Source organism: Bradyrhizobium sp. CCGB12, assembly GCF_024199845.1.
Classification (GTDB): Bacteria; Pseudomonadota; Alphaproteobacteria; order Rhizobiales; family Xanthobacteraceae; genus Bradyrhizobium.
Genome location: NZ_JANADO010000001.1, coordinates 195,609 through 219,817, shown reverse-complemented (window position 1 = coordinate 219,817; position 24,209 = coordinate 195,609). Strand labels below are relative to the sequence as shown.

Here is a 24,209-nt window from a genome sequence, read left to right as displayed (position 1 = left end):
ACGCGGACAGGGTAGGAATGAAACCGACCGACATCGCGGCCCCCGACTACTTTCACAAAGTGGTCGATTGCCAATGGGCCTGTCCTGCGCACACCCCGGTTCCCGAATACATCCGTCTGATCGCCCAGGGCCGCTACAGCGACGCCTACATGATCAATTGGAAATCGAACGTGTTTCCCGGAATTCTGGGACGCACCTGCGATCGTCCATGCGAGCCGGCGTGCCGGCGCGGACGCGTCGAGGAAACCCCCGTCGCGATCTGCCGGCTGAAGCGCGTCGCGGCCGACTTCAAGGACGACATCAAGCAGCGCCTACCGCGGCCCTCACCGACGAACGGCAAGCGTGTTGCGCTGGTCGGCGGCGGCCCCGCCTCGCTGACGGTGGCGCGCGATCTGGCGCCGCTCGGCTATCAATGCACCGTGTTCGATGCCGATCCGGAAGCGGGCGGCATGATGCGCACGCAGATCCCGAAATTCCGCCTGCCCAACTCCGTGATCGACGAGGAGACTGGCTACATCCTGGGTCTCGGCGTCGAGTTCAAAGGCGGCCAGCGCATCGACAGCATGAAGTCGCTGCTCGCGGAAAAGTATGACGCGATCTTCGTCGGCTCCGGCGCGCCGCGCGGCCGCGAGCTCGACATTCCCGGCCGCAAGGAGGCCGCCGCCAACATCCATATCGGCATCGAATGGCTGGCCAACGTGTCGTTCGGCCATGTCGACAAGATCGGCAAGCGCGTGATCGTGCTCGGCGGCGGCAACACCGCGATGGATTGCTGCCGCACCGCGCGCCGGCTCGGCGGCGAGAAAGTCACGGTGATCGTGCGCTCCGGCTTCGAGGAGATGAAGGCCTCGCCCTGGGAGAAGGAGGACGCGCTCCACGAGGACATTCCGATCCTCAACTACATGGTGCCGGTGGCATTCAAGCATGTCAGCGGCAAGCTCATCGGCGTCACCTTCCAGCACGTCAAAGCCGAATACGACGACAAAGGCCGCCGTAACCTCGTGCCTTCGGGCGACCCCGATCAGACCATTCCCTGTGACGACGTGCTGGTCGCGGTCGGCCAGGAGAATGCCTTCCCCTGGATCGAGCAGGATTGCGGCATCGAGTTCGACAAATGGCACATGCCCAAGGTCGATCCGAAGACCTTCGTCTCGACCAATCCAAAGGTGTTCTTCGGCGGCGACGCTGCGTTCGGGCCCAAGAACATCATCTGGGCGGTCGCGCACGGCCATGACGCCGCGCTGTCGATCCATCGCTTGCTTTCGGGCGAGGACATCACCGAGCGTCCGCTGCCGGAGGTGCAAATCTCCTCGCAGAAGATGGGCATCCACGAATGGAGCTATGACAACGACATCTCAAACGACAAGCGCTTCAAGGTGCCGCATCGCGACAAGGTGATCGCGCTGAAGGACATCCGCGCCGAAGTCGAGCTCGGCTACGACGTCAAGCTCGCGCTCGGGGAAGCCGAGCGCTGCCTGAACTGCGACGTCCAGACCGTGTTCTCGACCTCGCTCTGCATCGAGTGCGATGCCTGCGCCGACATCTGCCCGATGGATTGCATCACTTTCACTGATAACGGCGAAGAGGGCGATCTGCGCCAGCGCCTGAAGGCGCCGTCGCCGCATCCTGACCAGGATCTCTACGTCTCCTCGGATCTCAAGACCGGGCGCGTGATGATCAAGGACGAGGACGTCTGCCTGCATTGCGGACTGTGCGCAGAGCGTTGTCCCACCGGCGCCTGGGACATGCAGAAATATTTCATCGAGATGACCTACGCAGGTTCGACATGCCCGACAAAAAGCCGCTCAGCAGCGTAAACGACTTCGTCGTCCGCTTCGCCAATGTCAACGGCTCCGGCTCGGCCAGCGCCAACGAGATGTTCGCGCGCGCGATCCTGCGCCATGGCGTCCCGGTTTCCCCGCGCAACATCTTCCCCTCCAACATCCAGGGCCTGCCGACCTGGTACGAGGTGCGGGTCACCGAAGACGGCCATCTCGGCGCCCGCGGCGGCGTCGACCTGATGGTGGCGATGAACCCGCAGACCTGGGACAAGGACGTCGCCGGCATCGAGCCGGGCGGCTATCTGTTCTACGATTCCACCAAGCCGATGCCGTCGACCAAATTCCGCGACGACATCACCGTGATCGGCGTACCGCTCACCGCGATCACCAACTCGACCTATACCGATCCGCGCCAGCGCCAGCTATTCAAGAACATCATCTATCTCGGCGCGCTCAGCGCGTTGCTCGACATGGACCCGAAGCTGATCGAGCAGCTGATCGGCGAGCAGTACAAGGGCAAGGAGAAGCTGCTCTCCTCTAACGTCCACGCGCTGCATCTCGGCCGCGACTGGGCGCTGCAGAATTTGAAATGCCCGCTCGGCCTGCGGGTGAAGAAGTCCGACAAGGTCGGCGACCGCATCTTCATCGAAGGCAACAGCGCCGCCGCGCTCGGCGCCGTCTATGGCGGCGCCACGGTCTGCGCCTGGTATCCGATCACGCCGTCCTCGTCGGTGGCAGAAGCCTTCACCGCCCACTGCAAGAAGTACCGGCACGATCCCGAGACCGGCAAGGCGAAATACGCGATCGTGCAGGGCGAGGACGAGCTGGCTTCCATCGGCATCGTCATCGGCGCGTCCTGGAACGGCGCCCGCGCCTTCACCGCGACCTCCGGCCCCGGCATCTCCTTGATGACCGAGTTCATCGGCCTCTCCTATTTCGCCGAAATTCCGGCAGTGATCATGAACATCCAGCGCGCCGGCCCCTCGACGGGCATGCCGACCCGCACCCAGCAATGCGACATCATCGCCTGCGCCTATGCTTCGCATGGCGACACCAAGCACGTGCTGCTGTTCCCGGAAGATCCTGCCGAAGCCTTCGAATTCGCGGCTGCCGCCTTCGACCTCGCCGAGCGGCTCCAGACCACGATCTTCCTGATGCTCGACCTCGACATCGGCATGAACCATCGCCTCTGCCGTCCGCTGAAATGGGACGACGCGCGGCAGTACGACCGCGGCAAGGTGATGACCACGGGAATGCTGGAGGAAGGCCGCGACTTCGGCCGCTATCTCGACGTCGATGGCGACGGCATTCCCTACCGCACCTATCCCGGCACGCACCCGACCAAGGGCTCCTACTTCACCCGCGGCACTTCGCGTGATCGCTATGCGCGCTATTCAGAGGAAGGCTCGGTCTACGCCGACAACATGCAGCGCCTGGTGCGCAAGTTCGAGACCGCGCAGGACCTGGTGCCGCGGCCGCTGCAGGCCAATGCAGAACGGCCGACCAAATATGGCGTGATCTATTTCGGCTCGACCTCGCCGGCGATGGACGAGGCGATCGGCTTGCTCGAGGCGCGCGGGCATCAGCTCGACCGCGTGCGCATTCGCGCCTTCCCGTTCCACTCGAGCGTCGCGAGCTTCCTCGCCGAGCACGACTTCGTCTACGTGGTCGAGCAGAACCGCGACAGCCAGCTCCGCCAGCTCATCGTCAACGAGAACGGCATCGATCCCGTCCGCCTCGTGCCGATCGTGCATTACGACGGCTCCCCGATCACCGCCCGCTTCATCGCAAAAGCCATTGGCGACCACCAGGATCACCTCAAGGTGACCCCGCTCCGCAAGGCCGTGTCATGACCTATATTGCCAAGCCCAAATTCCATCATCCGGGGCTGAAGAAGAACGAGCTCGGCTACACCCACCGCGACTACGAGGGCAAGATCTCGACGCTGTGTGCCGGTTGCGGTCATGACTCGATCACGGCCTCGATCATCGAGGCCTGCTATGAGCTTTCGATCGAGCCGCACCGGGTGGCGAAAATCTCCGGCATCGGCTGCTCGTCGAAGACGCCGGACTATTTCCTCGGCAATTCGCACGGCTTCAACTCCGTGCACGGCCGCATGCCCAGCGTGCTGACCGGTGCCAACCTCGCCAATCGCGACCTGATCTATCTCGGCGTCTCCGGCGACGGCGATTCCGCCTCGATCGGCTTCGGCCAGTTCGCGCATTCGATCCGGCGCGGCGTCAACATGACCTATATCGTCGAGAACAACGGCGTCTACGGCCTGACCAAGGGCCAGTTCTCGGCCACCGCCGACCGCGGCTCGAAGTCCAAGAAGGGCGTCACCAACACCGACAATGCCATCGACCTCGTCGCGATCGCGCTGCAGTTAGGTGCCACCTTCGTGGCGCGCTCATTCTCCGGCGACAAGACCCAGTTGGTGCCGCTGATCGCGGCCGCGATCCGTCACAAGGGTGCGTCCTTCATCGACGTCATCAGCCCCTGCATCGCCTTCAACAACCACGCCGGCTCAACCAAGAGTTTTGACTATGTCCGCGAGCACAATGACGCCGTGAACAGGCTCGACGTGCTGGTCGGGCGCGATCCAATCGCTGTGGATTACGCACCGGGCACAGTGCAGGTGGTCGAGCAGCACGACGGCAGCAAGGTCGCGCTCCGCAAGATCGACGCCGACTACGATCCGCACGACCGGCTAGGGGCCCAGACCTTCCTCGCGAGGCACGCCGCCAAGGGCCAGATCGTCACCGGTCTCCTCTACGTCGATCCCGACGCGGAAGACCTGCACGAGCATCTCGACACGGTCGAGACGCCGCTCAACACGCTGGAAGCGGACACGCTGTGCCCGGGCTCGGCGGTGCTGGACAAGATCAACGCCAGCCTGCGATGATCATCTATTCCGCGCCGAGACAGGCTGCCTGACGCGTATCGTGATCTTCTCCGACACGACGGGTGGTTCGAACGGATAGTGCTTGGCGTCGCCGAGCACGAGCTGGAGCGTGTGCGTCCCCGGGGGAAGGTCGAGCAAGGTTTCGGTCTGCCCAGCGCCGAAATGCAGGTGCGACTTGTCCTGAGGGATCGGCTCCTTGGGATCGATGGGATCTTTTACATCGACCAGCAGATGATGATGGCCGGCGTTCTGGTAGTCGTCGCCGGCATGCGTCACGCCCATGTTGCGCAAGCCGAACCGGACCCAGAATGCACCGCGAAATTTCTGGCCGTCATAGGGCGTGATGAAATAGAGCTTGGCGTCCTTGGGCGCGGTCTTGCCTTGCGAGTAGGCCGCGCCCGGGAGCAATGCAATCGCGGCCGCCAGCGCGACAACGGAAATGATCTTCATCAAAATTGACTCCAGCACCTACGGACTGAGCGCGACACGGAATCCATGCGTGGGGTAACGGACATTGGTGTCGTAACCATCGCGGTTTGACGACCGCACATATCTTGAATCGTTCTTCCAGGAGCCCGACCGCAGGACATGAGAGCTGCAGTCCGCACTGCTCCACGCCGAGCCGTCGCTCGGCGCGCCCTGATAGGTCCTGTGCCAGCAGTCCTCGACCCACTGATCGATGCCGCCGCCCATGTCATAGAGCCCGAATGGATTGGGCTTGAAGCTGCCGACCTTGGCCGGCTGCTCGGCCGCGAGATCACCGCAATCCTTGCACCCGGCCATCCCCGGCTGCAGCCTGTCGCCCCACCAATATTTGGTCTGCGTTCCGCCGCGCGCCGCATATTCCCACTCGGCTTCGCTCAGAAGCCGGTAGGGCTTCTTCGTCGCCTGCGCGAGCCAGACGACATATTGCTGCGCGTCGGTCCAGCTCACATTGTTGATCGGAGCATCGTCCTTGCCGGTGGCGGTGAATGCGCATCCCTTTGCAGCGGCGCATTCGTTCCACTCCTGCACGGTCACCGGATATTTTCCGATCGAGAACGGCTTGATCGTGACCTGGTGGACAGGCCGTTCGGTCGGATCGTCATTGCTTCCCATCGCGAAGCTGCCGCCGCGAATTGGGATCATCTCGGGTTCGCGAATCGGCGTCACTGATGGGCTTGGCGACGGCGCGGGCGGCGGCGGCGCCGAAGCCAATGAGGGAGACGGCTGCGGCGTATGTGTCGTCGCTTCGCGCGGCGGGGGCTGCGGGATCGGTGACACGCTGGGAGAAGCGGCAGGCGTGGCAGCCTGCTCGCTCGTCCCGCCGGGTGTCTGCGGCAGCAGCGACCAGAGCACGCCACCGGCCATGACCAGCAGCATGAGGCCCAGCAGGAATATAAGGGCATTCTCGCGCCGGCTTCGCGTGCTGCCGACCGCGTCTGCGTCGGGCAGCACGCGGTAGACGCGCACGGGATCGGTTATGTTCTTGACCTTCCGGTCGCCGAGGGACTCATAGCCGCATACCACCTTGTGCTTGATCTGCTCGTAGATCGCGCCCGAGATGTAAACCTGACCAGGCGCAGCAATGCCCTCGATGCGTGTCGCGATGTTGACACCGTCGCCATAGACATCGTCCGGCTCGACGATGACATCACCGAGATTGACGCCGATCCGGTATTCGATCCGGGAATCCTTCGCGAGCGAGGCATTACGGCCGACGAGGTTCTGCTGGATGACGATGCTGCATCGAACAGCCTCGACGGGACTGTCGAAGATCGCGATGAACCCGTCGCCCGTCGTCTTCACCAGACTTCCATGGTGCTCGACGATGCTGGGCTGGATGAGGTCCCGCTCGATCCGCTTGACGCGGAGATGCGTTCCCTCCTCGTCGGCCTGCATCAAGCGACTATAGGAAGCGATGTCACCGACAATGATCGCCGCGAGACGACGAGGCATAGCGCCGTGTGGAGGCGGCGTAGGGCCGTCTGGAGGCGGCCCATCCTGATTGCCGGATTTGAAGTTGCGAATTTCGCCCATTGCAGGGGACTCCACAAACTGACAAGGCAGTCCCAGCTTACGACTGCCAAAGGCAGTCGTCTGTGAAGGCTATCACATTGACGAACCGAGACAAAGTCGCAGCGATCGCCGCCACCGAGTTCCGCGGAATCAAGCCTCGCGATTACTTGAACCTTCTTCCTCCCATCCGTGACTAAGGCTCGGCGTGAGGCCACTGGCCCAAGTCCGCACCGCGATGGCCGCACGGGCACTTGCGATGGTTGAACGCGGGGCACCTCGCCTGCGTCTAACAGACAGCAGCTCTGTCCTGCTGCGGTGCAGTTTTCACGCGCTCGAGGCCGTCATGAAGCTCCCCATCCTTGCTGTCCTCACTCTGGCGGCGCTGACCAGCCTCGCCCGGGCCGAGGAAGGCGATGACCTTCGCGAGGCCAGCAAGGCCGAGGGCGAGACCTTCAATGCGCGCATGTATGCAGGCGCGCCCGGCAACAAGGCCTATGCCTGCTTCGTCCGCCGCTACGATGCCGACCATCTGGCGCGGCACCCGAAGCAGAAGGTCGCCTCGATGAAGCTGCTGATCTCCGCGGAAGTCGACAAGGAGGACAAGGAGCTCCACAACTCCTTCCGCCTCGGCTTCAGGTACCGTCATCGCAGCGGCGATTTCGACTCCAGCGGCTCGTGTAACCACGCCGTGTTCACCAAAAGCGGCAACGAGGTGCGTCTCGGCTGCGGCGTCGACTGCGAGGGCGGCGGCATCGGCGTTGCGCTCTCCAAGGACGACAAGTCGGCGATCGTGCGGCTCGAACGTGTCAGGGTCTGGCAGAACAACAAGCCGGACGACGATGCCGAACGCTCGCTTGTGGCCGGCGCCGATGACAAGATTTTCCGCCTTGACCGCACCGACACCAGCGAATGCGCCTCGCTCGTGACCGACCGCAAGGAACTCGCCGCGCTCCGCCACAAATGATATGTGGCCGGCGATTTGCGGCCAGTCGTTGTTTACGCATGATCTTTCCGGAAAACCGCTTCGCACGTCTCCGGATCATGCTTTGAGGGAGATCGCCATGAACCGCAGGAACATCTTGTGGAGCGCCGTTTCGGCCTTGGGCGCAGCGTTTGGCGCCTCGCGTGCACAAGCCGCGACCGAGGCCGGCCCGGGCAACAAGCTCAAGGTGGTCTACCACCTCAGCGACGCCGAGAAGGTCAATTTCGTGCTCGGCAGCATCCAGAACCACATCGACGGTGTCGGTGGCCCCGACCATGTCACGATCGCGCTGGTGATCCACGGGCCGGGCGCTGAAGGCGTTTCACGCGGCGCAGGCCAACCCCGATGTCAGCAAGCGCGTCGGCGATTTCTCCAAGGACGGCGTCGAGCTCGCGGCCTGCGGCAACACGATGAAGGCGCAGAACGTCACGCTGCGGGAGCTGCTGCCGGGCTTCGTCAGCGCGGAGAAAGGCGGCGTGGTCCGCCTGGCTGAGCTTCAGGCGCAGGGTTACCTGTATTTGCGGCCGTAGGGCGACTTCGGTTGTCGCGAAACAGGTGCGCCCCCTCCCCCGCTTGCGGGGGAGGGCTGGGGAGAGGGTGTCTCCGCGGTGGGACAATCCCCAAGAGGAAAGAACCCTCACCCGGCGCTTCGCGCCGACCTCTCCCGCAAGCGGGAGAGGTAAGAGGAGCCCGCGGATGCCTCTCGCTTCACAAACCGGAAATCTCAATCGCGCTTGACTTATCCATAACCCTGCGGTTATGAGTCAATCCATAACTTATAGGTTATGGATCTTGCATGTCTGCCGCAACCGACCTCCTGTTCAGGACGCTCGCCGACCCCACCCGGCGGGCGATCTTCGAGCGGCTGTGCCGCGAGGGCGAGCAGACGGTCGGGGCACTGACGGCACTGTCGGGCGTTTCCCAGCCGGCGGTCTCGAAACATCTCGGCGCCCTGAAGCAGGCCGGCCTCGTGCGCGACCGGCATGAGGGACGACAGACCCATTACAGCGCCCAGCCGGGCGCGCTCAATCCGCTGATCGACTGGACCAGCCAGATGGCCGACTTCTGGCAGAGACGGCTCGATGCGCTCGACGATCTCTTGAAGAGGATGGACCAATGACTGAAACCTCAAGCGAGACACGCTCCGTCGTGATTGAGCGCGAATTTGCCTTTCCGGCGGAGCGGATCTGGCGCGCGCTGACGCAGCCGCATCTGATCGAGGAATGGCTGATGAAGAACGATTTCAAGCCGACCGTCGGCCACAAGTTCAACCTGCGCGGCGAATGGGGCGGCGTGCTGGACTGCGAGGTGCTCGCCATCGAGCCGCAGAAGAGTCTCGCCTACACCTGGAATTTCTCGCATGAGGATGCGGCGTTCGACCTGAAGAGCGTCGTGACCTTCACGCTGACGCCGACAGGTGCGGGCACGCATCTACGCGTCGAGCAGGCGGGCTTCAGCCCGACGCAGAAGCAGGCCTTTGGCGGCGCGCATGCCGGCTGGAAGCAGTTCTTCGCCAGGCTGGACGAAGTGCTGGCGCGTGCAAGCTAGCTCCACCGCCGTCCATTCCGATCATTTTCAAGGAGGTCCCAATGAGCACGCAGATGTGGATTCGGCAGATTCATCGCTGGCTGTCGATGGCTTTCACGCTCGCGGTCATCGCCAACATCGTGGCGATGATCATGCAGGTCCCGGCCGTGTGGATCGGCTTCCTGGCGCTCGTCCCACTCATTCCTTTGCTCGCGACCGGGATCTATCTGTTCGCGCTGCCTTATGTCAGCCGCAGCAACGCGTGAATGGGGCGAGATGATGAAGACGGCTGTGACGGTGAAGAAGGCTGGCGCGAAGCAAGCGGATGGGGCCTCCCCCTCCCGGCAGATCGACGGCAGGATCAAGGAGCTCGGCGACTGGCGCGGCGCGATGCTGGCGCGGATCCGCGGCTTGATCAAGGAGGCCGATCCTGACGTCGTCGAGGAATGGAAATGGCGCGGCGTTCCGGTGTGGGAGCACGACGGCATCATCTGCACCGGCGAGACCTACAAGGCCGTGGTGAAGATGACTTTTGCCAAGGGCGCAGCGCTGGAGGATCCGGCCGGTCTCTTCAATTCCAGCCTTGAGGGAAATGTGCGGCGCGCGATCGATATTCGCGAGGGCGAGACAATCGACGAGAAGGCGTTGAAGGCGCTGATCCGTGCGGCGGTCGAGCTGAATGCGGCCAAGAAGAAGCCGGCGAAGAAGCGGTCGGCGTAGGGCACATAGCTCCACGTTTGATGGATTGAGCAGCCGCGGGGAGGCTGCAACCTCTCCCGCTTGCGGGAGAGGTCGGCGCGTCCCGGGCGATGCGAAGCATCGTCCCGCGCGCCGGGTGAGGGTTCTCTCCTCTTGGGGAGTTCCACTGCGGAGATACCCTCTCCCCAGCCCTCCCCCGCAAGCGGGGGAGGGAGCCCATCTCGCTCGCAGTGCTCAAAACGCTAGATCCAGCAGCTAACGGCCCCCCTCAGGCCGCCGCCGGGATCGGGCGCGGGCTCACGACATATTCGCGCAGGACCTTGTCATTGGCATCGACCTCGATCAGCGAGACGTCGTAGGTCCAGAGATCGGCTAGATGCTGAAGCACGCGCTTGGCATCGGTCTCGTTCAGCTGCGAGCCCTTGATGACGTGGTGATGCAGGATCAGCCGGCGGTCGCCGGAGAGATCGACATCGACCACCTCGATATTGGCGTCGATGTAGCCGACATCGTGCTGCCGCGCCAATTCGCGCCGCACGCGGCGGAAGCCGCGCTCGTCGTGGATAGCATCGACCCGGATGCCGGCACGCTCCTCGGGATCGTCGTGCAGATGAAACATGCGGAACTGCCGCATCAGCTTCGGACTTAAGAACTGGCCGATAAAACTCTCGTCGCGGTAATTGGCCCAGACATCGCGCAGCACGCCCATCACGTCGTTCTTCCCGGCGATATCGGGGAACCATTCGCGGTCCTCGTCTTCCGGCCTGGTGACGATGCGCTCGATGTCCTGCATCACGGCAAAGCCGAGCGCATAGGGATTGAAGCCGGAGAAGCGCTGATCGTCGAATTCAGGCTGGAACACCACGTTGGTGTGCGATCCCAGGAATTCGAGGAAGTTGCCGTCGGTGATGCGGCCCTGCTGATGCAGCTCGGTCATGATGCGATAGTGGACGTAGGTCGCCGTCCCCTCGTTCATCACCTTGGTCTGGCTCTGCGGATAGAAATATTGCGCGATGTGGCGGACGATGCGCAAAAGCTCCCGCTGCCACGGCGCCAGCCGCGGCGCGCTCTTCTCCAGGAAGTAGAGCAAGTTCTCCTGCGGCAGGCCGAGCAATTTGCGGCGGCGCTCGATGCTGAGCGCGGACCGGCTCTTGGCGGCGCCCTTCGGCACGGTGCGCCAGAGATCGTTGAAGACCTCTTCCTCATGCTGGCGGCGGCGCCCTGCCCGCTTCTCCTCGGCGCGCAGATCGAGCTTCTTCTTGCCGGGATAGCGGTCGATGCCGTGTGACATCAGCGCATGCGCGGCATCGAGCGTGCGTTCGACCTCGACGCGGCCGTAGCGCTCCTCGCAGGTCGCGACATAGTTCTTGGCGAAGTCGAGATAATCCAGGATGCCCTCGGCGTCAGTCCACTGCTTGAACAGATAGTTGTTCTTGAAGAAGTGGTTGTGGCCGAAGGCGGCGTGCGCGATCACCAGCGTCTGCATCGTCGCCGTGTTCTCCTCCATGAGGTAGGAGATGCAGGGCGAGGAGTTGATCACGATCTCATAGGCGAGGCCCATCAGGCCCTTGCGATAGGACGCCTCGTGAAACGCAAAATGCTTGCCGAACGACCAGTGCTTGTAGAACAAGGGCATGCCGACCGACGAGTACGCATCCAGCATCTGCTCGGCGGTGATCACCTCGATCTGGTTCGGATAGACGTCGAGGCCGAGATCCTTCAGCGCCACCTCCTCGCAGGCGTCGGTGATGCGCTGCAAGGTGCGGAAATCCCAATCCGCGCCTTCGAACAAGCGTTCCGTCATGGAGCGGCCTTCTCCTGAGTAGTTTGGCGGCGCTGGAACAGGTCGTGGAACACCGGGAAGATCTCGCTGCGCTCCGAGACCTTGCGCATCGAGAGCGGTGCGCCGTTGTTGCGCAGGCGGTCGTAAAGGGTCCAGAGCGAGGAATCGGAGAGATCGAAGGCGCTGCCGCCGGATTCGCCGACCTCGAGGTAGGCAAAGAACTGGCAGACCGGCAGGATCTTGTCGGTCAGCAGCATGCCGGTGAGCTCGCCGTCGGAATAGGAATTGTCACCGTCCGAGGCTTGCGCAGCGTAGATGTTCCAGTCCGAGGGATTGAAGCGCTCGCGCACGATCTCATGCATCGCCTGGAGCGCGCTGGAGACCAGCGTGCCGCCCGAGGCCGGACCGTAGAAGAAGGTCTGCTCGTCCACCTCCTCGGCGCGGTCGGTGTGGCGGATGAAGACGATCTCGACATGCTTGTAGCGCCGCTTCAGGAACACATAGAGCAGCATGTAGAAGCGCTTGGCCAGATCCTTCATGTGCTCGGACATCGAACCGGAGACGTCCATCAGACAGAACATCACGGCTTGCGCCACGGGCCGCGGCACCTTCTCGTAGCGGCGGTAGCGGATATCGAGCGGGTCGATGAAGGGAATGCGTTTGGACTTCGCCTTGAGCTTCGCGAGCTTGTCCAGCAGCTCGATGCGAACATCCTCGTCGGTGCACGCGGCGATCTCGGCCTCGAGCTCCTCGATCTCGCTCTTGCGGGGACGGCGGAGCGCGATGCGGCGGGCGAGTGCGAGCTGCACCGTCCGGCTCACCGAGATGTTGGCGGGCGAGCCCGAGGTGGTGTAGCCGGCGCGTTGGATGCCCTCGCTCTCGGTCTGCGCGATCTTGCGCTTGGCAAGATCGGGCAGCTCGAGGTCATCCAGGAAGAGGTCGACGAACTCGTCACGGCTCAGCACGAAGCGGAAGGCGTCCTCGCTGTCGCCCTCGCCCGGGCCGGAATCCTTGGCGCTGCCCTGGCCGGACCGCTGGAGGTAGTCGCCCTCGATGAACTTCTTGTTTCCGGGCAACACCATGTCGCGCGTGCCGCCTTCGCGGCGGAAGCGCGGCTCGTGCATGCCGTCGAGCGGGATCGTGACCTCACCACCCTCCAGGACGTCCTTGATGTCGCGTTCCTGCGAGGTCTTCTTGACGGCGCCCTGCACCAGGGATTTGGCCCGACGCAAGAACCGCTGCCGGTTCTCAAGACTCTTGCCGCCTGGATTCAGGCGCCTGTCAATAATGTGAATGGCCACTTTCCCATCCGCCTCAACCGGCCTGCTTTACGCGCATGTACCATTCGACGAGCCGGCGAACCTGACGCTCGGTGTAGCCGCGCTCCACCATGCGTGCGACGAACTCGCCGTGCTTCTTCTCCGTCTCGCCGTCCTTCTTCGACCCGAAGGAAATGACCGGAAGCAGGTCCTCGACCTGGGAGAATATCCGCTTTTCGATCACATCGCGAATCTTCTCGTAGGAGGTCCAGGTCGGATTCTTGCCGCCGTTCTGGGCCCGCGAGCGTAACGAGAATTTGACGACCTCGTTGCGGAAGTCCTTGGGGTTGGCGATCCCCGCCGGCTTCTCGATTTTCGTCAGTTCCTGGTTCAAAAGCTCGCGATCGAGCAGCTGGCCGGTGTCGGGATCCTTGAAGTCCTGATCCTCGATCCAGGCGTCGGCATAGTCGACGTAGCGGTCGAACAGGTTCTGGCCGTAATCCGAGTAGGATTCCAGATAGGCCTTCTGGATCTCGTTGCCGATGAACTCGGCATAGCGCGGCGCCAGCTCCGCCTTGATGAATTCGAGATAGCGCTTCTCGACTTCCTCGGGCAGTTGCTCCCTGCGGATCGACTGCTCCAGCGCGTACATCAGATGCACGGCGTCGGCGGCGACTTCCTGCGGATCGTGGTTGAAGGTCGCAGCCAGTATCTTGAAGGCGAAGCGGGTAGAGACGCCGTCCATGCCCTCGTCGACGCCGGCGGCGTCGCGATATTCCTGGACGCTGCGCGCCTTCGGATCGGATTCCTTCAGGCTCTCGCCGTCATAGACCCGCATCTTGCCGAACAGCGTGGAGTTCTCGTGCTTGCGCAGGCGCGACATCACCGAGAACCGCGCCAGCGTCTCCAGCGTCGATGGGGCGCAAGGCGCGGCCGCGAGCTCGGAGCCCTGGATCAGCTTCTCGTAGATCTTCTGCTCTTCGGTGACCCTGAGGCAGTACGGCACCTTGATCACGCAGATGCGGTCGATGAAGGCTTCGTTGTTCTTGTTGGCCTTGAAGCTCGCCCACTCGGCCTCGTTGGAGTGCGCCAGGATGACGCCGGTGAAGGGAATCGCGCCGATGTTCTCGGTGCCGATGTAATTGCCTTCCTGCGTCGCAGTGAGCAGCGGATGCAGCATCTTGATCGGGGCCTTGAACATCTCGACGAATTCAAGAATGCCCTGGTTGGCGCGATTGAGGCCGCCGGAATAGCTGTAGGCGTCGGGATCGTTCTGCGCGTAGGTCTCGAGCTTGCGGATGTCGACCTTGCCGACCAGCGAGGAGATGTCCTGGTTGTTCTCGTCACCCGGCTCGGTCTTGGAGATCGCGATCTGGCGTAGCCGCGACGGCTGGATTTTTGCGACCCGGAACTGGGAAATATCGCCGCCGAAAGCTTCGAGCCGCTTGTAGCACCACGGGCTCATCAGGCCGGTGAGGCGGCGGCGCGGAATGCCGTACTTCTCTTCCAGCATCGGGCCGAGATGATCGGGATCGAACAGGCTGAGCGGGCTCTCGAACACGGGTGAGAGTTCGTCGCCGGCCTTCAGCACGTAGATCGGATGCACTTCCATCAGCGACTTCAGCCGCTCGGCGAGCGAGGATTTGCCGCCGCCGACCGGGCCGAGCAGATAGAGGATCTGCTTGCGCTCTTCGAGACCTTGAGCTGCGTGACGGAAGAAGCCGACGATGCGCTCGATGGTTTCTTCCATGCCGTAGAAGCCGGCGAAGGCCGGGTAGGTGCGGATCGTGCGATTCAAAAAAATACGGCCAAGGCGGGTATCCTTGGCCGTGTCGATCGTCTGGGGGTCACCGATGGCAGCTAGCAGTCGTTCGGCCGCGTTCGCGTATTTCATGGGATCGCTTCGACACGATTCCAGATATTCCGCCATCGACATGTCGTGCTGGCTTCTCGCCTCGAACGACCGAGCGAAAGCGTTGAATAGAGAATCGTTGTACATGATCCCTCTCCGCGTGAGTTCCGCTACAAGCTGAAACGAAAGCAGTTACCGGACCGTTCCTCAGGCCGTTTCGAATCAGCGTGAGCACATGACGATCATTGGACACCCGGGTGCCGACTCGACGCAACGCACAACGTAGGCACTCTTTGAGTTACGAACAGGCACATGCCTGTAATTTGAGCGAATCTACATCCATATTCGCTCATTTCCAGAAAATGTCACTCGGTCGCAACATCCGGGCATTACCGGGGATGTTGTTCATCCGGCGCTGCAGCATAGCGATCTGCCAGCGGCGATCTTATGACGCTTGTACGGCGAAGCCTTGAGCGTTTCGTTCATCTTCCTGCTGCAATGCGGTGCGTTGGACCACCGACAGCGCGACGGTCGCGGCAGGCCCAGCATCAAAATCGGTCGCCAGGCTTCTCCGACCGGATGACGCTGCGATCGCCCCGTGCGGAACGCGCCAAAGGCACGGATCGTGCAGAACTGTCGCAGCAAGACCAGCGTCGGCGTCAGCAGGATCATCTTGTGGTGGCGGCGCTTCTCGGCCGAAATTTCCGCGATCAAGTCCCACTACAGAAATTCGTTGCCGATACGGAGATCGCGGATGCGATAGGGAGTGACGATGTCGAGATCGCGGGCCACGTCGCTGCCTACGCTCGGCGCGACCGAAGGTGGGCTGCCGCCGACAGCGAAATCAATGCCGCTGCATGTGCGCGCATGCTTCCCCAGCGCACCAGCCCGATTGAAGTCCGCTGATGGCACTCCGCACGGCCACGAGCTGACGAAACGAATGGCTGAAGTCACGCTGCGAGATCCTGGCCGATCGCTCACGGCCAGCGACTTTTTACGCAACGCACACCCACTGCCGCCCGGATCGCCATGATCGCGACGGAGTTACCCGGGAGGATATACGTCTGTACCCTTGATTGGTTCCCTCCCGGGAGCATGTACGCTAGAGGATAGCGCGTCAGGACCGGCGCGGAAACCCCTCGCCCGCAGGCTTGGAGATAAATAAACATCATGAATCCCGTCAAAGAACTGGAAAAGCACGGACAAGCCGTCTGGCTGGACTTCCTGGCCCGCGGCTTCATCGCCAACGGCGACCTGAAGCGACTGATCGACACCGACGGCGTCAAAGGCGTCACCTCCAATCCTTCGATCTTCGAGAAGGCGATCGGCAGCTCGGACGAGTATGACGCCCCGATCGGCAAGGCGCTGAAGCGCGGCGACCGGACCGTGGCCGACCTGTTCGAGGCCGTCGCGATCGAGGACATCCAGAACGCTGCCGACGTGCTGCGCCCGGTCTACGACCACCTCAAGGGAGGCGACGGCTATGTCAGCCTGGAAGTCTCGCCCTACCTCGCGATGGACACCGCCGGCACGGTCGCCGAGGCGCGGCGGCTCTGGAAGGACGTCGATCGCAAGAACCTGATGGTGAAGGTGCCGGCGACGCCGGAGGGCCTGCCGGCGATCGAGCAGCTCATTGGCGAGGGCATCAGCATCAACATCACGCTGCTGTTCTCCAAGGAGGTCTACCTCCAAGTGGCCGAAGCCTACATCGCCGGTCTCGAAAAATACGTCGCCGGCGGCGGTGATCCCTCGCATGTGGCGAGCGTCGCGAGCTTCTTCGTCAGCCGGATCGACTCGGCCGTCGACAAGCAGCTCGACGAGAAGATCGCCCGCGCCAACGATCCGTCCGAAAAGGAGCGGCTCGCTGCGCTCAAGGGCAAGGTCGCGATCGCCAATGCCAAGCTCGCCTATCAGGACTACAAGCGGCTGTTTTCGGGGGCGCGCTGGGACAAGCTCGCCGCCAGGGGCGCCAGGCCGCAGCGCATGCTGTGGGCCTCGACCGGCACCAAGAACAAGGACTACAGCGACGTCCTCTATGTCGAGGAGTTGATCGGCCCCGACACCATCAACACCGTGCCGCCGGCAACGCTCGATGCATTCCGCGACCACGGCAAGCCGCGCGACAGCCTGGAAGAGAATATCGATGACGCACGGCGCGTGCTGGAGGAGCTGGAGCGCTCGGGCATCTCGCTCGATGCCATCACCGAGGAGCTGGTCAAGGACGGCGTCAAGCTGTTCGCCGACGCCGCCGACAAGCTCTATGGCGCCGTCGCCCACAAGCGCGCCACCGTGCTTGGGCCCGCGCTCGACCGGCAGTCTCTCTCGCTCGGTGACGGGCTCGGCAAGGCGGTGGCTGAGAGCACCGAGGAGTGGCGTGCGTCCACCAAGATCCGCAGGCTATGGCAGCGCGACAAGTCGGTCTGGACCGGCACGGACGAGGACAAATGGCTGGGCTGGCTCGACAGCGCGGCCAAGGCCGACATCGCCGACTACGAGGATTATGCGGGCCGCGTGAAGGGCCAGAAATTCTCCGATGCCGTCGTGCTCGGCATGGGCGGATCGAGCCTCGGGCCTGAGGTGCTGGCCGAGACCTTCGGCAAGAAGTCCGGCTTCCCGAAACTGCACGTGCTGGATTCCACCGATCCGGCACAGGTGCGGGCGATGGAGGCAAGGATCGACATCGCCAACACCGTGTTCATCGTCTCCAGCAAATCAGGCGGCACCACCGAGCCGAACGCGATGAAGGACTATTTCCATGAGCAGGTGGCGAAGGCGGTCGGGCCGAAGGTGAAGACCGGCCACCGCTTCATCGCGGTGACCGATCCCGGTTCGTCGCTGGAGAAGGCTGCGAAGAAGCTCAACTACGCCCGCGTCTTCCACGGCGCGCCTTCGATCGGCGGACGCTACTCCGTGCTCTCGCCGTTCGGCCTTGTGCCGGCGGCAACGGCCGGCATCGACGTCAAGACCTTCGTCAAGCATGCGCTCGCGATGGCCCGCTCCTGCGGGCCGGACGTACCGCCAGCTGAGAACCCGGGCGTGCAACTCGGTCTTGCCATGGGCCTCGCCGGCCTCGAAGGCCGCGACAAGGTGACGATCCTCGCATCGAAGAAGATCGCCGATTTCGGCGCCTGGGCCGAGCAGCTCATCGCGGAATCGACCGGCAAGGAGGGCAAGGGCCTGATCCCGATCGAGGGCGAGCCGCTGGGCGACCCCTCGGTCTACGGCAACGACCGCTTCTTCATCGATATCCGCATCGACGGCGAGGCTGACCCCGCCCACGACTCCCAGCTTGCCGCGATCGAGGCGGCCGGCCATCCCGTGGTGCGCATCGTCATGAAGTCGATCGACCATCTCGGCCAGGAGTTCTTCCGCTTCGAGATGGCGGTGGCCGTGGCAGGCTCGATCCTCGGTATCAACCCGTTCGACCAGCCGGACGTGGAAGCGGCCAAGATCAAGACCCACGAGCTGACCGCGTCGTTCGAGAAGACCGGCGCGCTGCCGGAAGAGGAGCCGGTGGTCAGCACCGACGAGGCCGATCTCTACACGGACGAGACCAACGCGGCGGCACTGCGTGCCGCCGGCGCCAATGGCGACCTCACCTCCTGGCTGAAAGCGCATCTGTCGCGATCGGGCGATGGCGACTATGTCGCCCTGCTCGGCTACATCGCGCGTGACAAGACCACCATCGACGCACTCCAGGCCATGCGGCTCGAAGTGCGCGAGAAGCGGCATGTCGCGACCTGCGCCGAGTTCGGACCGCGCTTCCTGCACTCCACCGGGCAGGCCTACAAGGGCGGACCGGATAGCGGCGTGTTCCTCCAGATCACGGCCGACGATGCCAAGGACCTGTCGGTACCGGGCCAGAAGGCCAGTTTCGGAATCATCAAGGCGGCGCAGGCGCGGGGCGATTTCGACGTGCTCACCGAACGTGGCCGACGAGCACTGCGCGTGCATTTGAAAGGCGGGGTCAAGAAAGGTCTCGCGGCGCTCAATGCAGCGCTTAACGACGCGCTGAACTAGAGGAATCTCTCAATGCAACTCGGCATGATCGGCCTCGGCCGGATGGGCGGCAACATCGTTCGCCGCCTGATGCGTCACGGACATTCGACCGTGGTCTACGACAAGGACGCCAAGGCCGTCGCAGGCCTTGCCGCCGACGGTGCAACAGGATCGGCGACGCTCGAGGAATTCGTCTCGAAACTCGAGCGTCCGCGCACGGCCTGGGTGATGCTGCCTGCAGGGCGCATCACCGAGACCACGATCGAGACGATCGCCGGTGTGATGCAGGCTGGCGACGTCATCATCGACGGCGGCAACACCTTCTGGCAGGACGATGTTCGCCGCGGCAAGGCGCTGCAGGAGCGCGGCATCCACTATGTCGACGTCGGCACCTCCGGCGGCGTCTGGGGTCTCGACCGCGGCTATTGCATGATGATCGGCGGCGAGAAACAGGTGGTCGACCGGCTGGATCCGATCTTCGCCGCACTGGCGCCCGGCGCCGGCGACATTCCGCGCACGGAGGGACGCGAGGGGCGCGATCCCCGCATCGAGCGGGGCTACATCCATGCCGGCCCGGTCGGCGCCGGCCACTTCGTCAAGATGATCCACAACGGCATCGAATACGGCTTGATGCAAGCCTATGCCGAAGGTTTCGACATCCTCAGGAACGCCAATATCGAGGCACTGCCTTCCGATCACCGCTACGATTTCGATCTCGCCGACATCGCCGAAGTGTGGCGGCGCGGCAGCGTGATCCCATCCTGGCTGCTCGACCTCACCTCCACCGCGCTCGCCGACAGCCCGCAGCTCGCGGAATATTCCGGCTTCGTCGAGGATTCCGGGGAAGGCCGCTGGACCGTGAATGCGGCCATCGATGAAGCGGTGCCTGCCGAAGTTTTGACCGCGGCGCTCTACACACGTTTCCGTTCCCGCAAGGAACACACCTTTGCCGAAAAAATTCTCTCCGCGATGCGTGCGGGGTTCGGCGGCCACAAGGAGCCGAAGCAGCCGGGCGCTTCAAAACCCAAGTAAGCCTAACAAAGCCAAGCGTAACAAAGCGAAGGCCAATCATTCGTGACAAAAGACCCGCAAGCAAAGCGCAAGCCGGAAAATTGCGCCTTCGTCATCTTTGGGGTGACCGGCGATCTCACTCACCGCCTCGTGATTCCGTCGCTCTACAATCTCGCCGCCGAACACCTGCTGCCGGAAAAGTTCTGCGTCGTCGGCGTGGCCCGCAGCGGCCAGTCGGATGACGAGCTGCGCGAGAGCCTGATGAAGGGCCTGCGCGAATTCGCGACGCGTCCCGTGGACGACGACGTCGCCAAGCGGCTTTTGGAATGCGTGACCTTCGTCGAGGCGGATCCCAAGGATCCGTCCTCCTTCGATCGCTTGCACGCGCATCTGGATTCGCTGGAATGCTCGCGAGGCACCGGCGGCAACCGGCTGTTCTACCTCGCCACCCCGCCCGCGGCTTTCGCACCGACCGCGCGTGAGCTCGGCCGCACAGGGCTGATGAAGGAGAACGGTGCCTGGCGGCGCCTCGTGATCGAGAAGCCGTTCGGCACCGACCTCGCCTCGGCCCGCGCGCTGAATGCCGAGCTCTTGAAGATCATGGACGAGCACCAGATCTACCGGATTGATCATTACCTCGGCAAGGAAACGGTGCAGAACATCCTGGTGCTGCGCTTTGCCAACGGCATGTTCGAGCCGATCTGGAATCGCAACCACATCGACCACATCCAGATCACGGTGGAGGAGAAGCTCGGCGTCGGCCATCGCGGCGGCTTCTACGACGCCACCGGCGCACTGCGCGACATGGTACCGAACCATCTGTTCCAGCTGATGTCGCTGGTCGCAATGGAGCCGCCGGCGCGCTTCGACGCGCATTCGGTTCGCTCCGAAAAGGCCGAGGTGCTCACCGCGATCCAGCGGCCAAACCAGGAGGAAGCGCTGAAGAGCTCGGTGCGCGCACAATATCTCTCGGGACGCATCGGCGATGACGAGATCCCTGACTATCGCAAGACCGAGGACGTCAAGCCCGGCAGTACCACCGAAACCTTTGTCGCGCTGAAACTGATGATCGACAATTGGCGCTGGGCCGGCGTGCCGTTCTATCTGCGTACCGGCAAGGCGCTCGGCCACAAGCGCACGGAGGTCGCGATCAAGTTCAAGCAGGCGCCGCTGTCGATGTTTTCAGGCACGACAGTCGATCGCCTGTCGCAGAATTTCCTCACCATCGGCATCGCGCCGACCGAGACCATCGAGCTTCAGTTCAACGCCAAGATTCCGGGGCCGAGTGTCACCATTGACGGTGTCGAGATGAAATTCCGCTACGGCGACTATTTCCGCGCCGATCCCTCAACCGGCTACGAGACGCTGATCTATGACTGCATGATCGGCGACAACATCCTGTTCCAACGCGCCGACGGCATCGAGGCTGGATGGCAGGCGGTGCAGCCGTTCCTGGACGCCTGGAAGAGCGCGGGCACCAACGGCGTTGAAACCTATGAAGCCGGCAGCGACGGCCCGGCCTGTGCCGACGAGTTGCTCCGGCGCGACGGGCGAAGCTGGCGGAAGTACTCGTGATGGCAGCAGCCGACCAGCCGAAGCTGATCGTCGCGGCCGACACCGAGGCCCTGGCGCAGACCGCGGCCGAACGCGTGATGACACGGATCGCCGCCAACCCTGGGCGCATCGCGATCTGCCTGACCGGCGGCTCCAGCCCGAAGAAGCTCTATCAATTGCTCGGCAGCGATGCCTGGCGCGGCAGGATTCCGTGGGACCGCGTGCACTGGTTCATCGGCGACGAGCGCTTTGTCCCCGAAAGCGATCCGCTCAACAACATGGCGGTCGCGCGCGCGGCCTTTCTCGATCGCAGTGCACCCTCCGGCCATGTCCACCCCATCCCGACCACGGCCGACAATCCCGATCGCAGCGCCGAGGCCTATGCGCACGAGCTGCAAGCCTTTTACGGCACTGAAAAGCTCGATCCGGCGCGGCCGCTATTCGACATGGTCCTGATGGGCGCGGGCCCGGACGGCCACACCGCCTCGCTGTTTCCCGGCTACCCCGAAATCGAGGAGACCGAGCGCTGGGTCGTCGGGGTGCCCAAGGCCAATGTCGCGCCTTTCGTGCCGCGGGTCTCGCTCACCCTGACCGTTCTGGCCTCCTGCCGCGAAATGCTGTTCGAGATTGCCGGGCACGACAAGCAGGCGATCTTGACGCGCCTCCTCAATGGCGAGACTCTGCCGGCGTTACGCGCGCGCTCGAATGGTGAGACCGTCTGGCTGGTCGACCAGGCCGCGCTTCCGGAGGGAATTCGTGGCGGGCGTTGAAGCACCTTGTGCGTTGATCGTGATGGGCGTGTCGGGCTCGGGCAAGAGCACGGTTGCGGAGGCGCTGGGCGAACGCCTCGGCTGGCGCTTCAGGGACGGCGACGGCTTCCACCCTGCCAGCAATGTCGAGAAGATGCGGGCCGGCCATCCGCTCACCGACGAGGACCGCTGGCCCTGGCTCAACGCCATCGCCGACGAGATTGCGCGGGTCTGCGACAAAGGCGAGCACGTCATCATTGCCTGCTCGGCGCTGAAGCACACCTATCGCGACGTACTGCTGCGTGGTCGCGACGACGTCTGCTTCGTCTTCCTGAAGGGCACGAAGGAGCTGATCGCGGAGCGCCTTGCACGCCGCAAGGGTCATTTCATGCCCCCAGAGCTATTGACGAGCCAGTTCAACACACTGGAGCCGCCGGAGGCGGGCGAGCACGTCATCACGGTCTCGATCGACGAATCCGTCGAGGCGATCGTGGACGGCGTGGTGCGGCAGTTGAAACTGGGCGGGACGAAGCGCTGAGGCCAAGAACCTGAACCTTCAAGAAACCTGAACCTTAAGGTCCTGCCATGACGAAGATCTCACTGGTCGTCTCCGACGTCGACGGCACCTTGCTGACCAAGGACAAGACGCTGACCGAGCGCGCGAGGTCTGCCGTGCAGCGGCTGCACCAGGCCGGCATCGGTTTCACCATCACCTCCAGCCGCCCCGCCATCGGCATGCGCTTCCTGATCGAGCCGCTGGCGCTGTGGCTGCCGGTCGGTCCTTTCAACGGCTCCTCGATCGTCGATCCCGAGATGAAGCCGGTCGAGCAGCACCTGATTCCGGCGGGTGCGGCCGAGCGCTCCTTGCAGATCCTCCGGGACTTCGGCGCCGACATCTGGCTCTTCACCACCGACAAATGGCTGATCGACAACCCAAGCGGCAAGTACGTCGCGCATGAGCGGCACACGATCCGCTCCGATCCGACCATCGTGACCGATTTTTCGCCGTATCTTGCGAGCGCCTGCAAGATCGTCGGCGCCAGCGCCGATGCCGCCGGCCTCGAGCGTTGCGAAAAGGCGATGCAGGAGGCGCTCGGCCGCGAGGCGACCGCGGTGCGCTCGCAAACCTACTATCTCGACATCACCCCGCCCGGCTTCGACAAGGGCACCTTCGTGCAGGCCATGGCCAAGCGCCTGGGCATTGCGACCGAGGCGATCGCCACCATCGGCGACATGCAGAACGACCTCGCGATGTTTCGCGTCAGCGGCGTCTCGATCGCCATGGGCAACGCCACCGACGACGTCAAGGACCAGGCCACCCACGTCACCGCGACCAACGAGCAGGATGGATTTGCGGAGGCGATGGAGATGATTTTGAAGCGGAATGGGGTCGGCTAGGACGATCGACCTTCGGTGCGCGACTTTGGGACTTGAACGGCTCACTTTTCTGAATGATGGCGCGCAGCTGTTCCGGCGGGCGCTGACCTCAGATCAACTGCACCAACTCAAGGCAATTCTGTCCCATTTGCCGCCCGATCACGCCGGATTGAGGCTGCGCGGCGTCGAGGGGCTCGTGCCCTTCCTGGCCGCGGGTGGACCCATCGGAAGCTGCGCCGCGTCGGTGCTTGGCGATGCTTCCCGTCCGGTCAGAGCCATCTTGTTCGACAAGACCGCCGCGACCAACTGGGCCCTGGGCTGGCATCAGGATCGCACCATCGCCGTGAAGGAACGCGTCGCCGTTGATGGTTTCGAGACCTGGAGCATCAAGAGCGGTATGCAACACGTCGAACCGCCCTTTGCACTGCTGTCGGGCATGGTGACGCTGCGGGTTCATATCGATCAGGTCACGGCAGGCAATGCGCCGCTGCTGATCGCGCCCGGCTCGCACAAGCTTGGGCGGATTGCCGGGGAGGATGTGAACGACGTCGTCAGACGTTGCGGCACGGTCGCGTGCCTGGCTGAGCCCGGCGACATCTGGCTCTATGCGACGCCCATCCTCCATGCATCGGACGCGGCCACCACACCGATGCATCGCCGTGTGTTACAGGTCGATTTTGCCGTCGACGAGCTTCCCGGCGGCCTGGAGTGGCTCGGGGTCTAGGGGCAAGCG

22 protein-coding genes and 1 pseudogene are annotated in these 24,209 nt (G+C 63.4%); 16 read left to right on the top strand and 7 right to left on the bottom strand.

Annotated features, from left to right (window positions below; translation table 11 throughout):
• Positions 1–17 precede the first annotated feature (17 nt).
• The 3 genes from NLM27_RS01030 to NLM27_RS01020 are packed head-to-tail and all read left to right on the top strand — an operon-like array spanning position 18 to position 4,686.
• Complete coding sequence (locus NLM27_RS01030; protein WP_254141564.1) at positions 18–1,817, top strand: FAD-dependent oxidoreductase; 1,800 nt, start codon at positions 18–20, stop codon at positions 1,815–1,817.
• Positions 1,787–3,634, top strand: a complete 1,848-nt coding sequence (locus tag NLM27_RS01025) for a 2-oxoacid:acceptor oxidoreductase subunit alpha (protein WP_254141563.1) — start codon at positions 1,787–1,789, stop codon at positions 3,632–3,634. Before NLM27_RS01030 ends, NLM27_RS01025 begins: the two co-directional genes overlap by 31 nt.
• Positions 3,631–4,686, top strand: a complete 1,056-nt coding sequence (locus tag NLM27_RS01020; protein WP_254141562.1) for a 2-oxoacid:ferredoxin oxidoreductase subunit beta — start codon at positions 3,631–3,633, stop codon at positions 4,684–4,686. Before NLM27_RS01025 ends, NLM27_RS01020 begins: the two co-directional genes overlap by 4 nt.
• On the opposite strand, the gene NLM27_RS01015 is transcribed toward NLM27_RS01020, so the two are convergent.
• Positions 4,687–5,136, bottom strand: coding sequence for a DUF4399 domain-containing protein (locus NLM27_RS01015; RefSeq protein ID WP_254141561.1), 450 nt, complete (start codon positions 5,134–5,136; stop codon positions 4,687–4,689).
• Between the two features lie 18 nt (positions 5,137–5,154).
• Positions 5,155–6,705 carry an SUMF1/EgtB/PvdO family nonheme iron enzyme gene (locus tag NLM27_RS01010; RefSeq protein WP_254141560.1) on the bottom strand — a complete coding sequence of 517 codons (1,551 nt, stop codon included), beginning with the start codon at positions 6,703–6,705 and terminating at the stop codon, positions 5,155–5,157.
• 322 nt (positions 6,706–7,027) lie between these two features.
• Here NLM27_RS01010 and NLM27_RS01005 point away from each other — a divergent pair, with 322 nt between their 5' ends.
• The 6 genes and pseudogenes from NLM27_RS01005 to NLM27_RS00980 all read left to right on the top strand — a co-directional run bounded on the left by NLM27_RS01005 (position 7,028) and on the right by NLM27_RS00980 (position 9,913).
• Positions 7,028–7,648: a hypothetical protein gene (locus NLM27_RS01005; RefSeq protein WP_254141559.1), complete on the top strand. Its 621-nt coding sequence runs from the start codon at positions 7,028–7,030 to the stop codon at positions 7,646–7,648.
• Positions 7,649–7,745: 97 nt separating this feature from the next.
• A pseudogene (locus NLM27_RS01000) lies at positions 7,746–8,196 on the top strand (DsrE family protein).
• A 266-nt stretch (positions 8,197–8,462) separates the two neighbouring features.
• Positions 8,463–8,786 (top strand): helix-turn-helix transcriptional regulator, encoded by a 324-nt coding sequence (locus tag NLM27_RS00995; protein WP_254141558.1) that lies wholly within the window; start codon positions 8,463–8,465, stop codon positions 8,784–8,786.
• A complete protein-coding gene (locus NLM27_RS00990; protein ID WP_254141557.1) occupies positions 8,783–9,214 on the top strand; it encodes an SRPBCC domain-containing protein in 432 nt (143 codons plus the stop codon). The genes NLM27_RS00995 and NLM27_RS00990 overlap by 4 nt, the downstream gene beginning before the upstream one ends.
• 41 nt (positions 9,215–9,255) lie before the next feature.
• Positions 9,256–9,459 carry a hypothetical protein gene (locus tag NLM27_RS00985; protein WP_254141556.1) on the top strand — a complete coding sequence of 68 codons (204 nt, stop codon included), beginning with the start codon at positions 9,256–9,258 and terminating at the stop codon, positions 9,457–9,459.
• A 13-nt stretch (positions 9,460–9,472) separates the two neighbouring features.
• The gene (locus tag NLM27_RS00980; RefSeq protein ID WP_254148725.1) at positions 9,473–9,913 is read left to right on the top strand and encodes a DUF1801 domain-containing protein; all 441 of its coding nucleotides are present in this window, start codon (positions 9,473–9,475) and stop codon (positions 9,911–9,913) included.
• A 247-nt stretch (positions 9,914–10,160) separates the two neighbouring features.
• Here the strand turns inward: NLM27_RS00980 and NLM27_RS00975 are convergent, their stop codons facing one another.
• The 5 genes from NLM27_RS00975 to NLM27_RS00955 all read right to left on the bottom strand — a co-directional run bounded on the left by NLM27_RS00975 (position 10,161) and on the right by NLM27_RS00955 (position 15,740).
• Complete coding sequence (locus NLM27_RS00975) at positions 10,161–11,696, bottom strand: SpoVR family protein (protein WP_254141555.1); 1,536 nt, start codon at positions 11,694–11,696, stop codon at positions 10,161–10,163.
• Positions 11,693–12,970 (bottom strand): YeaH/YhbH family protein, encoded by a 1,278-nt coding sequence (locus NLM27_RS00970; protein ID WP_254148724.1) that lies wholly within the window; start codon positions 12,968–12,970, stop codon positions 11,693–11,695. Before NLM27_RS00970 ends, NLM27_RS00975 begins: the two co-directional genes overlap by 4 nt.
• Positions 12,971–12,989: 19 nt before the next feature.
• A complete protein-coding gene (locus NLM27_RS00965) occupies positions 12,990–14,933 on the bottom strand; it encodes a PrkA family serine protein kinase (RefSeq protein ID WP_254141554.1) in 1,944 nt (647 codons plus the stop codon).
• 258 nt (positions 14,934–15,191) lie between these two features.
• A complete protein-coding gene (locus NLM27_RS00960) occupies positions 15,192–15,500 on the bottom strand; it encodes a hypothetical protein (protein ID WP_254141553.1) in 309 nt (102 codons plus the stop codon).
• 6 nt (positions 15,501–15,506) lie between these two features.
• The gene (locus NLM27_RS00955; protein ID WP_254141552.1) at positions 15,507–15,740 is read right to left on the bottom strand and encodes a hypothetical protein; all 234 of its coding nucleotides are present in this window, start codon (positions 15,738–15,740) and stop codon (positions 15,507–15,509) included.
• 216 nt (positions 15,741–15,956) lie between these two features.
• Between NLM27_RS00955 and NLM27_RS00950 the strand changes: the two genes are divergently transcribed.
• Genes NLM27_RS00950 through NLM27_RS00920 form a run of 7 tightly spaced genes read left to right on the top strand, consistent with a single transcriptional unit; the run spans position 15,957 to position 24,200 of the window.
• The gene (locus tag NLM27_RS00950) at positions 15,957–18,806 is read left to right on the top strand and encodes a bifunctional transaldolase/phosoglucose isomerase (protein ID WP_254141551.1); all 2,850 of its coding nucleotides are present in this window, start codon (positions 15,957–15,959) and stop codon (positions 18,804–18,806) included.
• 12 nt (positions 18,807–18,818) lie between these two features.
• On the top strand, positions 18,819–19,817 hold the full coding sequence (gene gnd, locus NLM27_RS00945) for a phosphogluconate dehydrogenase (NAD(+)-dependent, decarboxylating) (RefSeq protein WP_254141550.1): 999 nt from the start codon (positions 18,819–18,821) through the stop codon (positions 19,815–19,817).
• Between the two features lie 42 nt (positions 19,818–19,859).
• Positions 19,860–21,371: a glucose-6-phosphate dehydrogenase gene (gene zwf, locus NLM27_RS00940; protein ID WP_254141549.1), complete on the top strand. Its 1,512-nt coding sequence runs from the start codon at positions 19,860–19,862 to the stop codon at positions 21,369–21,371.
• Positions 21,371–22,120, top strand: coding sequence for a 6-phosphogluconolactonase (gene pgl, locus NLM27_RS00935; protein WP_254141548.1), 750 nt, complete (start codon positions 21,371–21,373; stop codon positions 22,118–22,120). The genes zwf and pgl overlap by 1 nt, the downstream gene beginning before the upstream one ends.
• Complete coding sequence (locus NLM27_RS00930; protein ID WP_254141547.1) at positions 22,107–22,637, top strand: gluconokinase; 531 nt, start codon at positions 22,107–22,109, stop codon at positions 22,635–22,637. The genes pgl and NLM27_RS00930 overlap by 14 nt, the downstream gene beginning before the upstream one ends.
• A 47-nt stretch (positions 22,638–22,684) precedes the next feature.
• Positions 22,685–23,497 (top strand): HAD family hydrolase, encoded by an 813-nt coding sequence (locus tag NLM27_RS00925; RefSeq protein WP_254141546.1) that lies wholly within the window; start codon positions 22,685–22,687, stop codon positions 23,495–23,497.
• Positions 23,498–23,522: 25 nt separating this feature from the next.
• Positions 23,523–24,200 (top strand): phytanoyl-CoA dioxygenase family protein, encoded by a 678-nt coding sequence (locus tag NLM27_RS00920; RefSeq protein ID WP_254141545.1) that lies wholly within the window; start codon positions 23,523–23,525, stop codon positions 24,198–24,200.
• The last annotated feature ends 9 nt before the right edge of the window (positions 24,201–24,209 follow it).

What these genes read in the sequence shown, in the direction of transcription:
- NLM27_RS00995 (WP_254141558.1), top strand. Translation starts at nt 8,463, where the DNA reads ATGTCTGCCGCAACCGACCTCCTGTTCAGGACGCTCGCCGACCCCACC.
- NLM27_RS00925 (WP_254141546.1), top strand. Translation starts at nt 22,685, where the DNA reads ATGACGAAGATCTCACTGGTCGTCTCCGACGTCGACGGCACCTTGCTG.
- NLM27_RS01025 (WP_254141563.1), top strand. Translation starts at nt 1,787, where the DNA reads ATGCCCGACAAAAAGCCGCTCAGCAGCGTAAACGACTTCGTCGTCCGC.
- NLM27_RS01030 (WP_254141564.1), top strand. Translation starts at nt 18, where the DNA reads ATGAAACCGACCGACATCGCGGCCCCCGACTACTTTCACAAAGTGGTC.
- NLM27_RS01005 (WP_254141559.1), top strand. Translation starts at nt 7,028, where the DNA reads ATGAAGCTCCCCATCCTTGCTGTCCTCACTCTGGCGGCGCTGACCAGC.
- NLM27_RS01020 (WP_254141562.1), top strand. Translation starts at nt 3,631, where the DNA reads ATGACCTATATTGCCAAGCCCAAATTCCATCATCCGGGGCTGAAGAAG.
- NLM27_RS00980 (WP_254148725.1), top strand. Translation starts at nt 9,473, where the DNA reads ATGAAGACGGCTGTGACGGTGAAGAAGGCTGGCGCGAAGCAAGCGGAT.
- NLM27_RS01010 (WP_254141560.1), bottom strand. Translation starts at nt 6,705, where the DNA reads ATGGGCGAAATTCGCAACTTCAAATCCGGCAATCAGGATGGGCCGCCT.
- NLM27_RS00950 (WP_254141551.1), top strand. Translation starts at nt 15,957, where the DNA reads ATGAATCCCGTCAAAGAACTGGAAAAGCACGGACAAGCCGTCTGGCTG.
- pgl (WP_254141548.1), top strand. Translation starts at nt 21,371, where the DNA reads ATGGCAGCAGCCGACCAGCCGAAGCTGATCGTCGCGGCCGACACCGAG.
- NLM27_RS00965 (WP_254141554.1), bottom strand. Translation starts at nt 14,933, where the DNA reads ATGTACAACGATTCTCTATTCAACGCTTTCGCTCGGTCGTTCGAGGCG.
- NLM27_RS00985 (WP_254141556.1), top strand. Translation starts at nt 9,256, where the DNA reads ATGAGCACGCAGATGTGGATTCGGCAGATTCATCGCTGGCTGTCGATG.
- NLM27_RS00990 (WP_254141557.1), top strand. Translation starts at nt 8,783, where the DNA reads ATGACTGAAACCTCAAGCGAGACACGCTCCGTCGTGATTGAGCGCGAA.
- NLM27_RS00975 (WP_254141555.1), bottom strand. Translation starts at nt 11,696, where the DNA reads ATGACGGAACGCTTGTTCGAAGGCGCGGATTGGGATTTCCGCACCTTG.
- gnd (WP_254141550.1), top strand. Translation starts at nt 18,819, where the DNA reads ATGCAACTCGGCATGATCGGCCTCGGCCGGATGGGCGGCAACATCGTT.
- NLM27_RS01015 (WP_254141561.1), bottom strand. Translation starts at nt 5,136, where the DNA reads ATGAAGATCATTTCCGTTGTCGCGCTGGCGGCCGCGATTGCATTGCTC.